Source organism: Embleya sp. NPDC059237 (assembly GCF_042754105.1).
In the GTDB taxonomy this organism is placed as follows: Bacteria; Actinomycetota; Actinomycetes; order Streptomycetales; family Streptomycetaceae; genus Embleya.
On sequence record NZ_JBHZAE010000002.1, the window covers coordinates 511,560 to 525,103 of the forward strand.

Consider the following 13,544-nt stretch of genomic DNA (forward strand, 5'->3'; position numbering starts at 1 on the left):
ATCCGTCGCCGTGACCACGCCCGAGCCCACCACCCGGTTCATCGCGGCCCGACACGTCATCCGATGAACCGTCCGGTGGGCCCGGGCGTGGTCACGGCGAGGTCCGGCGAGCACGGCGAGGAGACGACGGGTCATGGGCAATCGCCCCACCGACTGGAACGCGATCGGCCTGAGCACCGATCCCACCCCGGGCGACCCCGTTCGGCTGCGCACGCTGATCACCTCGATGGAGAGCCTGGGCAAGGTCGCCCGCGAGATCGACGAGGCGTTGAACTCGGTCCTGGACAAGACGGGCAACGGCGCGTTCGTCGGGCAGACCGCCGACGCGCTGCGGGAGAAGATCAGCGGCCCGCTCCGCGAGTTCGTGACCAGCATCGCGGACGCGTTCGAGCACTCGGCCAAGGCGCTGCACACCTACGTCGACGTGATGGAGACCCAGCAGCGGGTCGCCGACACGGCGTTGGCGAACGGCCGGGACCTGCCCCTGGAGGATCCGCAGCGCGCCACGTACGGCACGACCGCGCGCAACGCGGGCACCGCCCAGCGCACCCAGGCCGAGACCGCCGCGAAGGTGCTCAACACCGCGGCGACCGGGATCAAGCAGCCGGTGTCGAACTGCGACCTGTTCTGGGAGGCGTTCAACTGGCTGGCGATCATCCTGATCCTGCCCGCGCTGCTCCTCGGCGGCCCGCTCGCGCTGCTCGCCATCGGGATCAACCTGGTTCTGTTCGTCAAGACCGCGGTGGACGTCGCCAACGGCAAGGCCGGGTTGCTCGACCTGTTCCTGGCGGGTCTGGGCATGATCGCGCCGACCACCAAGGGCCTGAACCTGTTCAAGCTGTTCAAGGACGGCGCGAAGTTCCTGTGGACCAAGGGCATCAAGCCCTTCGCGCAGGGCGCGTGGGGCGCGCTCAAGGGCGCCTTCAACGCGGGCGCGTTCCGCTCGTTCGCGTTCATCCCCGGCCTGAAGGACTTCGCCCGGCTCGCGGGTGGCTGGATCAAGACGGGCGCCTTGTGGGTGGGCGCGGCGGCACTGAAAATGCCGTCCTGGGTCGGCGGCATGGTCGTCAAGGGCGGCTTGGCGGTGGTCACCGGTCTCAAGGCGATACCGGCGCTGTTCCGCGCCGTCCCCGGGGCGATCAAGGGGGCCGCGGGCAGCACCTGGAAGTTCCTCAAGTCCGAACTCGGCGGCACCAAGTGGCTGCGGCTGATCCTGCCGGTGGACGCGGCCGAGATCAGCCGGTTCGGGCTCAAGCGCGCGTTGCAGATCGGCTTCTACGAGCGTGGTGTGCTCGGCAAGTTCCGCTACGCCTCGCCGCTGCTCGGCGCGGGCGGGCGCGGCCTGAGCCAGCTCCCGACCACACCGCCCCTGGGCGCGCTGCCCGAGATGCCGGTGAACGACCTGGCCCGGATCCGGGCCGGCGACTGGTCCGGGTTCGGCGCGAACGAGCTGCGGATGAAGGCGCTGGACCTGCCGACGACGAACCTGACCGTCACCTCCCCCGCCGGCCTGCACATCCCCACCACCCTCGGCGAGGTGATGCAGTTCGCGCCGGACGCGGTGCGCCGCATGGACGCGCTCCTGGACATCGGCGCGCGCGACATGAAGATGGTGCAGATCGGCGACTGGGCCAAACTGCCGACGCCGGCGAACAGCGGCCGGATGGAGTTGAACGCGCTCCACTCGATCGGGCAGCTGTCCCCGACCACCGGCGCGGCCGGCGCGGTACACGCTCTGCCCACCCCGTCCACGCTGCCGGGCGTCACGCACACCCCGTCCCTGTCCACGCTGACCGCGCTCGACCTGGTCCAGACCGGGGCCGGGCACCGGCCGAGCGTGCCGTCGCTGATCACCGGGAACACCCCGAGCGCCGGCGCCGGTATCGCTCACCTGCCCGCCCCGACCGGCCATGTGACCGCGCCGAGCCTGCCCGCGGCCGGGCTGAACCACGGCCTGCCGGCGCCGAACCTGCCCGCGCCGAACCTGGCCGGCCACGGCCTGTCGGGCCCGGGTCTGCCCGGCCACGGCGCCCCCGCTCCGCATGTGGAGTTGCAGTCGACCGGGTTCGGCTCGACGGCGACCCTGTCCGCGCCGAGCCCGACGGCGCTCGCGGGCGGCCCGCCGCCGACGGCCCTGGTCCCGGACCACGCCGGGAACGCGCTCAACCTGCTCGACCACGGCCCGAAGCCGATGCCGCGCCCGGACGGGCCCGCCCACGCCGGCGCGCTGCCGAGCGCCCCGCCGCCGCACGGCCCGGGCGGCGGCGGCGAGTTGCGACCCGGCACGCCGACCGCGAACCAGGTCGCCGTCGCGCCGACCCCGCCGCCCGGCGGCCACTTGGCCGGGCCGCCCAACCGGCTCACCGGCGCCCGGTTGGAACAGCTGTGGCAGCGCGACGCGGACCGGATCGGCGCGCTGTTCGGCAAAGCCGACGACCCGTTGCGGGCCGAGCGGATCGAGGCCTGGCGCGACCTCACCTCGGCGCGCAACGAACTGGGCCGGGCCCAGCAGGTGTTGCACGACCTGGAGGTCCGCCCCGGTGGCTCGTCCAAGCCGTCCGTGTACGAACGCGACGCCGGGATCGCGGTGCAGACCGCCTCGGCGAAGGTGGAGACCGCGATCACCCGGCTGGACGCACTGGGCGTGGACCCGGCCCGGATCGACAAGGGCATGGCCCAGATCCAGGCGCAGAGCCTGCTGGAGCGTCCGCGGCTGGTCGGCGGCACCCACCACGACCTCGGCGGCGGCAACACGCTGCCGACGACGTCGGCCGCGGGAGCCGTGCCGCCGCCGAACACGACCGTCACCTCGCACGTCGGCGCCGGTTCCACCGGCCTCGACGGTGCGACCGTGCGCACGCCGGTGCACGGCGGCTATCGGATCACCGATCCCGCCACCGGCCACTCCGTTCGCTACGCCCACGACGGTCGCCTCGTCGACGAGGCGCTGGCGCTGCACTCGCCGGGTGAGCCCCGGTTCGTCGTCGACGACGGCGGCGGCCGGCCGTTCCTCACCAACGCGAACGGGGACCCGGTCCTCGGCTTCGACGTCACCGTCGTGCGCGGCGGCTACCGGGTCACCGACGCCACCGGCGGGCAGACCGTCCGCTACCGCACCAACGGCGCCGTCGCCGAGCAGGGCATCGCCCTCGGCGGGGCCGGCGCGCCCCGCTTCGTGGTGCACGGCAACGACGCCCGGCCGCCGATACTGACCAACGCACACGGCAAGCCGATCACCGACCGCGTCTTCACCCCGTTCGAGAACGGCTACCGGGTGACCGATCCGGCCACCGGCGGCTCGATCCGATACGGCGCGGACGGCGGCGTCGTCGAACACGGCCTCGCCCTCCGCGGTCTGGACGAGCCACACTTCGTCGTCCCCGGCGAGCGGGGTCCGGTGCTGACCGACCTGCACGGCACCCGCATCGACGACGTGCACGTCACCGCGACCGACGGCGGCGGCTACCGCGTCACCGAACCCACCAGCGGACAGAGCACCCGCTACCACGGCAACGGCACCGCGGCCGACGAAGGCATCGCACTCCAGGGCGCCGGCGACGCGCACTTCCTCGTGCCCGGCGAACACGGCCCGGTGCTCACCGACATCCACGGCAACCCGACCACCGGCGTCGACGTCACCCCGGTGAACGGCGGCGGCTACCGCATCACCGAACCCACCAGCGGACAAAGCACCCGCTACCACGGCAACGGCACCATCGCCGAGGACGGCCTCGCCCTCCAAGGCCTCGCCGGCGACGCGCACTTCGTCGTCCCCGGCGAACACGGCCCGGTGCTCACCGACATCCACGGCAACCCGATCACCGGCGTCGACGTCACCCCCGTGAACGGCGGCGGCTACCGCATCACCGAACCCCTGAGCGGACAGACCACCCGCTACCGAGGCGACGGCAGCATCGCCGAACACGGCGTCGTGCTCACCGGATTCTCGGGCGATCCGCACTTCGTCGTGTTCCGCGAGGGCCGACCCTCGGTTCTCACCGACGTACACGGCAAGCCGATCACCGACCGCAGACTGACCGAGTTCGACAACGGCTACCACATCACCGACCCGGCCACCGGTCACTCCGTGCGCTACGACGGCACCGGCACCGCGATCGAGCGGGAACTCGGCCTGACCGAACTGGGCGAGCCGCACTTCATCGTCGACCGCGGTGCCGGCCCCGTGCTCACCGACGTACACGGCACCCCCGTCGTCGGCGTCGGTGTCACCCCGCTCAGCGGCGGCGGCTACCGGATCACCGAGACGGCCGGCGGCCACAGCACCCGCTACTCCGCCAACGGCTGGGCCGCCGAACACGGCATCGCCCTCGGCGGCGGCGTCGAACCCCGCTTCGTGGTCGGCGAGGGCCCGAACCGCCACCTCACCGACATGCTCGGCACCCCGGTGCCGCACCACACCGCCACACTCACCGCCGACCAGGGCTTCCGGATCGTCGACACCCGCACGAACGTGTCCACACTGCACGGTGCCGACGGCGCGTTCATCGAGCGCGGCATCGCCGTCGGCGGCCCCGGCGAGGCCCGCTTCGTGGTCACCGAGGGCGCCGGCCGGGTACTCACCGACGCGAACGGCGTCCGCGTCACCGACCGCGCCATCACCGTGGTCGACAACGGCTACCGCGTCACCGACCCGGTCACCGGCCACTCGTTCCGCCACGACACCGTCAACGGCACGTTCGAGCACGGCACCAAGCTGGGTCGCGCCGGCCAGGGCCCGTTCGCGGTCGGCGACACCCTCACCGACCTGCACGGCAACCCGCTCCCGGCGGAGCAGCGGCTCACCCGCCTCACCGCCGCCGACGGCACGCACTCCGGCTACCGGGTCGACATCGTCCACCCCAACACCCCGCGCCACGGCGAGTTCCACGAGTTCGGCACGAACGGCGCGGTCACCCGCGAGGGCTTCAACGTGCTGGACGACGGCCGGATGACCCCACACCAGTACGTCGTCGACCACAGCACCCCGACGCCGACCTGGCGCCAGGAGTTCCACCCCGATACCCCCGGAAACCCGTTCACCCACAACGAGTTCCAGCACGGCACGGTGGATATGAGCGGCGCGGCCAACGGCGGACTGCGGCTGAAGTCGAATTCGCCGGACCGGGTGGTGATCTTCGAGCGCCGGATGTTGCCCGGCGGCACCACGCTCGACGCGTTCCGGCGTACCGACCTCAGCGGCTTCGGCACCTTCAGCCACCGCACCAAGTGGATCGAGTGGGGCGCCGACGGCACACCCCTCGCCCAGGGTTCGCGCAAGTTCGACACGTCCGGCTTCGGCTACACCGACGTCGACCGGCACTTCGTCACGGTCCGCGAATTCCGGGACACCATCCAGAAGTTCGACGGCCGGGCCGGACACACCCTCGGCGTCAAGGGCACCGACGGCTGGACCTGGCACCGCTACGACGGCGCCGGCAAGGAGTTGGCGAGCGGTCCGCGTACCACGCACTGGGACGGCGGCTGGAGCGACCGACACGGCCCGGGGACCGGCAACCACGCGGGCGAACTGGTCCAGAAGCAGTGGGGAGAAGTGCACCGGACCGACCACGCCCGGCACTACCTCGAACACCCGCTGGGCGCCGACGGTTTCCGCAAGGCGTCCTGGGACGAGTTGTCGCCGCAGGGCAAGGAGGCCGGGAAGCACGTGGTGGAGACGAACGGTTCGACGTTCACCACTACCCGGGTCTCCGAGCAGCGCCCGCCGAGTTGGGCCCGCAAGTGGCTGACCCACAACTGGACGAACCCGGCCGGCAACCACGCCTTCCTCGCCTCCGACACCCGCTACCAGGTGTTCACCTGGGAGAAGTCGGTCGCCGGCGCGGACGGCACCGTGGTCCACAGCAACGGCACCCGCTTCGTCGGCGACGACGGCAGTTCCTTCGACATCCACGCCGACGGCACCTTCGCCCGTTCGCAGATCAAGGTGGCCGACGGTTCGACCCTCAAGGCCGGCGACACGGTACGGCCGCACGCGAACGCTCCCGCCGGAACGATCCCGTGGAGCAAGGGCGACGTCATCGGCTATCGCCTGGATGCCGGCGGGCGGAACTGGCAGGACTTCCGACCGGTGACGAACGCCGACGACGTCGTCACGCATTGGGAGATGGTTCGCGAGGGCTTCGAGAACGGCAACATCCGGCACTACACCACGCCGGAATCGCCCGTGCGCGGCACCCCGGACGCACCGGTCCCGGCCCCCGAGATCCCGGTGGCCCCCAACCCGCGCAGCAACTGGGTCGAGTACGACGCCCACGGCTACGTGGCCGGCCGTCGGGACACCTGGACACTCGCCGCCGGCAATGAGATCACGATCGTCGCGCACGGCTCGTCGACCGCGAAGACCTGGCGGTGGGAACGCCTCGATGCCGCCGGTCAGGTGCAGGAGTCCGGCAAGCGGGTGTTGTTCCGCAGCTCGGACGACCCCAAGCTGCCGTTCGACGATTCGTTCCGGGACTTCGACGCGCACAACAACCTGGTCCGCGAACGACGCATGCTCGACGACGGCCGCTACGTCGACGCGTGGCAGGCACCGGGCACCCAGACCTGGACCTGGCAGAAGTTCGACCGGTCGGGCGCCATAACGCCCCAGCCGGGCACGGGCACCCACGAGCGGGTGTGGTGGAACCCGAAGGCGGCCGAGGGCGCCGGCGGCTGGCAGGCGACCCCGCTCGACGGCAAAAACCTGCTCTTCCGCGACCGGTTCGCGCCCACCACGGGCGAGACGCTGGTGATCCGCGAGACCCCGCCGCACATCACCGACGCGCCGGCGCGGGTGCGCGAGTACGGGCCGGGCGGCGCCACGTCGCCGAACACCGCCACCTGGAAGGAGTTCGACCACGGCACGGCGGTGCGCACCCGATCGCTCACCCCCGAGGGGAACTACCTGGAACGGGACGCGTGGCGCGGCCAGTGGCGGCGCTACGACGAGCACGGCAACCTGCTGGCCCGGCGCACCGACGGCGGCGCGGTGATCACCACCGACTCGCTGGGCCGGTGGCGCGTGGTCGGCAGCGAGTACGACTTCCGCGGCCAGGTGACCGAGGTGCGCGGCTGGGTGCGGCGCGTCCGCGAGGGGCAACGCATGCCGTGGAAGGGCGACATGGGCCGCATCGACGCCACGCAATTCCGCAGCGCGCTCGCCGGCATCCCGGACATCCCGACCACCGGTTCGATCCACCTGGCCGAAGCCGCCTACCAGAGCGCGGGGACGGTCCTGGGCAAGAAGCTCGCGCTGGAGTTCGCCCAGGAGTTCGCCATCGAGTTCGCCGCGAACATCATCGTCGCCGACATCAACGCCAGGGCGCAGGGCAAGAGCCTGACCGAGACCGACTGGCAAAAGGCCGCGCTGAACGCGGCGGTCGGCGGCGTGGTCAAGGGCGGTGTGGGCGCCTTCGTGCACGAGAACAAGTGGGACGGCTTCCGCAAGCTCGGCGACCTCAAGAGCGGCTACGGCAACATCGACGGCGGCAAGCACTGGAACCGCCGGCCGGGCAACCACGACAAGACGTGGGCCAACGAGTGGGCGGGCAACGAGACCGCGGTGCGCTGGCGCAGCGGCACCTACGACTTCGGCTACAGCGCCGGCGTCGGCATGCTGGCCGGGTTGATCAACGGCAGCATCAACGCGAGCGTGTTCGGCATCAAGGGCGCCGACGGCCTCACCCACAAGCTCTCCGGCTGGGAGGCGCTGGGCGACGGCGGGATCGCCTCGTTGTCCGGCGTGGTCAGCACCGGCAGTGCCTCGCTCGCCCGGATCGGCTTCCTCAACGCCGCGGGCGGTCGGTTCTTCCACCGCCAGGGCGTCAGCGAGTTCCTGCTCAACATCGGATTCAAGATCGGCGAGAAGATGTTCAACGGGTGGTTGCTGCCCAAGGTGCGCGCGGGGATCGACCCGGCCTGGTATCAGCAGAAGGATGCGTAGCGAAGGTGCGTAGCGCACAGATGTCGAGCGTCGAGCGGCACACCGGCGGCGCCGGGCCGGCGCCCGTGCGGGTGGCTGCCAAGGGCCGGGGCGCGCACCGCCGGATCGCGGACGCGGTACGGGCCGCCTCGCCGGGGGCGACCGTCCTGATCGAGGCCGGCCACTACACCGAGTCCCTGGTACTGGCCCGGTCGGTGACGCTGTGTCCGGAACCGGGCGGGGGCGAGGTGGTGCTGACCGCGAGTGCCGAGGGGCCGGCGATCACGGTCGACGCGGCGGACTGCGCGGTGCGCGGGCTGACCGTGCAGGGCGCGGGCGGCGACGCGCCGGCGGTCAGCGTGGGTCCGGGCGCGGGCCTGATCGTGGCCGATTGCGCGGTCCGGGGCGGTCGGATCGAGGTGCGCGGCGGGCCCGATCGGGACGAACCCGAGGGCGCCGACCCGGACTTGGACGCGCCGCCGACGGCCGGCGGCACCACCTCGGCGCTGCTGCTCACCGGCACGCGCGTGACCGGCGCGCGGCTCGCGGGACTGCACGTGTCCGGCGATGCGCGGGCCCGGGTGGAGGACGTCGAGGTGGGCACGATCGAGGGCACCGGGATCGTGGTCTCCGGCAGCGCCCGGGTCGGCATCGCCCGGCTGCGCCTGGACGCCACCTCAGGCTCCGGGATCCGGCTGCGCGGCCGGGCCGTACTGCGCCTGTCCGACTCGGTGTTGCACGGCTGCGGGCGGGTGGGCCTGCTCCTGGAGGACGCCTCCTCTGCCGCCGCCAGCGAGAGCCGGGTCAGCGCGCCCGGCGCGGCCGGGATTCGGCTCGGCGGCAGCGCGCGGGCCGAACTGACCGACTGTCGGATCCTGGACGCCGCCGCGGCGGGCATCGTGCTCGACGGCAGCGCGCGGGTGCTCGCGCAGGGCTGCGCGGTGCGCCGCTCGGCGACCAACGGGGTGCTGCTCACCGAGGACGCGGCGGCCGAGTTGACCGACTGCCGCATCCTCGACTCCGGTTTCGGCTCGATCCACGCGGCCGGGACAGCCGTTCTCAAACTGGCCGACTGCCGGGTGGTGGGCACTCCCGAACACGGCGTGCACACCGCGGACACCGCCCGGGTCGAGCTGACCGACTGCACGGTCTCCGCCGCCGCGATGAGCGGGATCGCGATCACCGGCCGCTCCACGGCCGCGCTCTCCGGCTGCCTGGTCGCGGACACCACGACCGGGATCGGCATCGCATCGCCCACCGGGTCGCGGGTGTCGGGATGTACGGTGCGCGCCGCCGGGCGCACCGGGATCGAGGTGACCGGCGAGGGTGTCGCCGAGTTGACCGGCAACCGGGTCACCGGCGCCGGTGCGGCGGGCATCGTGTTCGACGCGGGTTCGCGGGCCGAGTTGGCGGGCGGCTCGATCGAGGACTGCACCGGGTCGGGGCTGGTGGTGTGGACCGGCGCCCGGCCGACGGTGCACGGGGTGCGGATCGAACGCCCGGGCAAGAACGGGCTGTTCGTGGCCGAGCAGGCCGGCGGCACCTACACCGGCTGCGATGTGGTCGGCGCGGGCTACGCCGCGCTGCACGTGGGCGGCGGCGCGGATCCGCTGTTCCGGCGTTGTCGGCTGCGCGACTGTACGGACGACCTGAGCACCGACCCGGAGGCCGCGCCGGTGTTCGACGACTGCGATCCGGCGCTCGGCGGCGTGGTGTCCGGCACGCAACCGGCCCCCGCGGCGATCGCGGGCGTCGGGCCGGGCCCGGCCGCCGCACCGCCGGAGCCGGATCGGCCCGAGGTGGTCGAGGAGAAGCTGACCGACCTGCTGGCCGAACTCGGCGAACTGGTCGGCCTGGACGGCGTCAAGCGCGATGTCGCGTCGATGGCCAAGCTGATGCAGACGGTTCGGTTGCGGGTCGAGGCCGGGCTGCCCGCGCCGCCGCTGAGCCGGCACCTGGTCTTCGCGGGCAACCCGGGCACCGGCAAGACCACGGTGGCCCGGCTGTACGGCCGTCTGCTCAAGGCGCTCGGGTTGCTCGGCCACGGGCATCTGGTCGAGGTCGACCGCAGTGCGCTGGTCGGCGAATACGTGGGCCACACCGGGCCCAAGACCGCCGCCGCGTTCAATCGGGCGATCGGCGGCGTGTTGTTCATCGACGAGGCGTACTCGCTCTCCCCGCTCGCGGGCGGCAACGACTTCGGCTCCGAGGCGATCGCCACGTTGGTGAAGCTGATGGAGGATCACCGGGACGACGTGGTGGTGATCGCGGCGGGATATCCCGACGACATGGACCGCTTCGTGTCGTCCAACCCGGGCCTGGCGTCGCGGTTCACCCGCACGCTGCTCTTCGAGGACTACGACGCCGAGCAGTTGGTGGCCATCGTCGAGCACCAGGCCGAACGGCACCGCTACGAGCTCACCCCCGCCGCACGCACCGAATTGCTCGCGCTGTTCGCCGGCATGTCCCGGGGTGGTGGCTTCGGCAACGGGCGTTCGGCCCGCCAGGCGTTCCAGGAGATGACGGAGCGCCAGGCCGGCCGGGTCGCCGAACTCGAACACCCGGACGCGGCCCAGCTGATCGCGTTGGAGGTCGCGGATCTGCCGACGTCGTTGGCCTCATAGCACGGGCGGGGTTCAGCGCGGGTACATCTTGAGCACCTTGCCGTCCAGGTCGGCCCGCAGATAGCCGGAACCGTAGTCGTCGGAGACGTACACCTTCAACGTCGCCACCCGGTCGATCAGCCCGAGGTCCACATTGACGTGGCGGTTCTTCGGCGTGGTGATGCCGAGTTCCTTCTCGGCCTTGGCCATCAGCGCCGGCAACGCGTCCCAGTTGACCTTCGTGAGGTCGATGGTCTTGTCGTCACGATCGGTGCGACCGGAACCGGTGTCCTTCGTGGTCTCCCCCTTGCGGTAGGAATAGCGGTCCTGGAGACGGGCGTTGCCGGGCACCGGTGCCTCGATCGACGCGTAGTCGTCGTAGAGATTGATGGACTTGACCCGGGTCCCGCCGATGACCGGCTTCATCGAGTCGATGACGCGGCGCACGCCGGCCGGCGTCATCAGGTTCACCGGGTCCGCGGCGGGCTTGGTGGCGGAAGCGCTCGGCGACGCGCGCTCGTCCGGTTCGGTCCGCTCGTCCGACGAACTCCCGGACGTCTGCGGCGACATGTTCGGTCCCGTCGCCGCTGGTTTGGCCCCGCCCCCGGCCGCGTCCGACCCCGAGTCGCGGAGCTGGGACACCAGGAGCACCGCGACCAGCGTGCCGACCAGGGCCGTGGCGACCACCGATCCACCGACGATCCGGTTGCGCCGGGCCCGCTGCCGGGCGGCCGACTCGGGCGTCGCCGGGGTAAACGCCGAACCGTACGGCGAGCCTCCTCCGGGCGACCCGGCCGGCGCCGCCGACCCGACCGGCACCTCGCCCGAGGAGTCCGCCGAAGCCCCCTGAAACGAACCGGAGTTCGGTCCTGCGCCGACCCGATCCGCCCCCGCCCATGCGGGCCCGACCCGATCCGCTCCCGCCCACACGGGCCCGGACCGCGAACCGGTATCGGTCCCGAACGCGGCATCGAAGCCGGAACCGGAGTCCGACCCCGAGTCGACCGCCCGACCACCGCCGAGGTCGCCCGGCTGCCAGGCCAGGGCGTCGGCCACCGGCAGCGCCGAGGTCGTGTGCTGCGACGAGGGCCGCGCCCCCGGCGCACCCGCGGCCGCCGCGAGCAGCGCGTCCAGTTGCGCGGCGTCCGGCCGGGCCGCCGGATCCCGCACGAGCAGCGCTTCCAGCACCGGCCGCAAGGCCCCCGCGCGAACCGGCGCCGGCACCGTCTCGGTGAGCACCGCGGCGAGCGTGGCCAGGCTGGTCGCGCGGCGCAGCGGGTGCTCCCCCTCCACCGCCACGTACAACATCATCCCGAGCGACCACAGGTCGGACGCGGCGTTGTCCTCCTCGCCGCGAATGCGCTCCGGCGCGATGTATTCGGGCGAGCCGATCAGGTCCCCGGTCGCGGTCAGGCTGGTCGACTCGCGCAGCGCGGCGATGCCGAAGTCGGTCAGGACCGGGCTGCCGTCGGCGCGCAGCAGTACGTTGCCCGGCTTCACGTCGCGGTGGTGGATCCCGGCCGCGTGCGCGGCGCTCAGCGCGGACAGTACGCCCCGACCGATCGCGGCGGCCTCGGCCGGGGCGATCGGTCCGTTGGCCAGCCGGTCGTGCAGGGATCCGCCGGGGACCAGTTCCATCACCAGCCACGGGTGCGGGACCTCGGCGGCGTCCACGATGTGATGGATCGTCACCACGTGCGGGTGGTTCAGCCGGGCCAGCGACCTGGCCTCGCGCAACACCCGCTCGCGCAACATCCGGGCGGCAGTGGGATCGTCCTCCAGGAGTGCCGGGTCGGGCGGCCGGACCTCCTTGAGCGCGACGTCGCGCTCGAGCGCCAGGTCGCGCGCCCGCCAGACCAAGCCCATGCCGCCACCACCGAGCCGCTCCAGCAACTCGAAGCGGCCGTCGATCACGCGTCTGCCAGGTATACCCGGGGTCATGCGGCACACCCTACAAATCAGGACTCCCACCACAGCTACCGCCGGCCGCATCGTGGGCAGATCCCTCGCCGAGGCGGCCGGCGAACGCCCACGGGGCGGCGTACCCCGACGTGGTGTCGGTGGTGAACCGCCCCGGGACAGGACCGGCCGCGGCGGCGGCCCGCCCGGTCATCGCCGGTCGCTGTCGAACTTCGCCGCCGAGCAGGCCCGCGAGGTCCTCTACACCACCGCCGCGCCAACCCCCGCCCCACCGGCCCAACCGGGCGCGGATCGCGGTTGATCGGCCGCCCCGGGGCGATCACCCACACCCGAACCCTCGTCCGGCCGACGGCGGAGCCGGAGCCCCCGCCGTGCCGACCGCTCAGCCGCGCCGTGCCGCCACCACGTCGAGCAACCGGCCGATCCGGTTGCTGATGATCATGTCCACACCCATGTCCAACAGCCTGCGCATCACCCGGGGCGAGTCCACCGTCCAGGCACTCACGCCGTACCCGTCCGCGTGGCAGCGCGCCACCGACTCCGCGTCGTACGCCCGCCAGCGCAGGTTGATGTACTCCGGCCGGAGCGTGCGCAGCACGTCCTCGCCCGGCACTCGCGCGAACGAGTCGCCGCTGAGCCCGATGTGGGCCTCGGGCGCATGCTCGCGGACCATGCCCATCGCGACCGGTCCACCGACGTAGAGGATCTGCTCGTTCAGCCCGTGCCGGGCGACCGCCTCGGTCGCGGGACCGGCCAGTTCGATCTCGCCGAAGTCGACCATCAGCCCGCCGGGGCCGCCCTTGATCAGGTCCAACGCCTCGTCGAAGCTCGGCACCCGATACTTCCCGCGCCGGCCGATCTCCCGGACCTCGGCCAGGGTCAACTCGCGCACCCGCGCGTTGCGCCACCACAACCGGCGCAGCGTCGCGTCGTGCAGCAGTACGAGGTGTCCGTCCCGGGTCACCTCCAGGTCGATCTCGACCAGGTCGGCCCCGCGCTCCAGCGCGCTCGACAACGACGGCAGGGTGTTCTCCCGGTAGCGTCGGGGATCGCCTCGGTGGGCCACGGCCAGGGTCACGACAAACCTCTCGATCGGGGAC

4 protein-coding genes are annotated in these 13,544 nt (G+C 72.5%); 2 read left to right on the plus strand and 2 right to left on the minus strand.

Annotated elements, in window-relative coordinates; all coding sequences use genetic code 11:
• Positions 1 to 133: 133 nt before the first annotated feature.
• Complete coding sequence (locus ACFXKZ_RS09060) at positions 134 to 7,942, plus strand: hypothetical protein (RefSeq protein WP_379998069.1); 7,809 nt, start codon at positions 134 to 136, stop codon at positions 7,940 to 7,942.
• Positions 7,943 to 7,947: 5 nt separating this feature from the next.
• Entirely contained in the window at positions 7,948 to 10,545 is a 2,598-nt protein-coding gene (locus ACFXKZ_RS09065) for a right-handed parallel beta-helix repeat-containing protein (RefSeq protein WP_379998071.1), read from the plus strand.
• Positions 10,546 to 10,557: 12 nt separating this feature from the next.
• On the opposite strand, the gene ACFXKZ_RS09070 is transcribed toward ACFXKZ_RS09065, so the two are convergent.
• Both ACFXKZ_RS09070 and ACFXKZ_RS09075 read right to left on the minus strand, forming a co-directional pair.
• On the minus strand, positions 10,558 to 12,465 hold the full coding sequence (locus ACFXKZ_RS09070) for a serine/threonine-protein kinase (protein ID WP_379998073.1): 1,908 nt from the start codon (positions 12,463 to 12,465) through the stop codon (positions 10,558 to 10,560).
• Between the two features lie 361 nt (positions 12,466 to 12,826).
• Positions 12,827 to 13,522, minus strand: coding sequence for a glycerophosphodiester phosphodiesterase (locus tag ACFXKZ_RS09075; protein ID WP_379998075.1), 696 nt, complete (start codon positions 13,520 to 13,522; stop codon positions 12,827 to 12,829).
• Positions 13,523 to 13,544 lie beyond the last annotated feature (22 nt).

Excerpts from the sequence above, each read along its gene's own strand:
- ACFXKZ_RS09070 (WP_379998073.1), bottom strand. The coding sequence starts at position 12,465 with ATGACCCCGGGTATACCTGGCAGACGCGTGATCGACGGCCGCTTCGAG.
- ACFXKZ_RS09060 (WP_379998069.1), top strand. The coding sequence starts at position 134 with ATGGGCAATCGCCCCACCGACTGGAACGCGATCGGCCTGAGCACCGAT.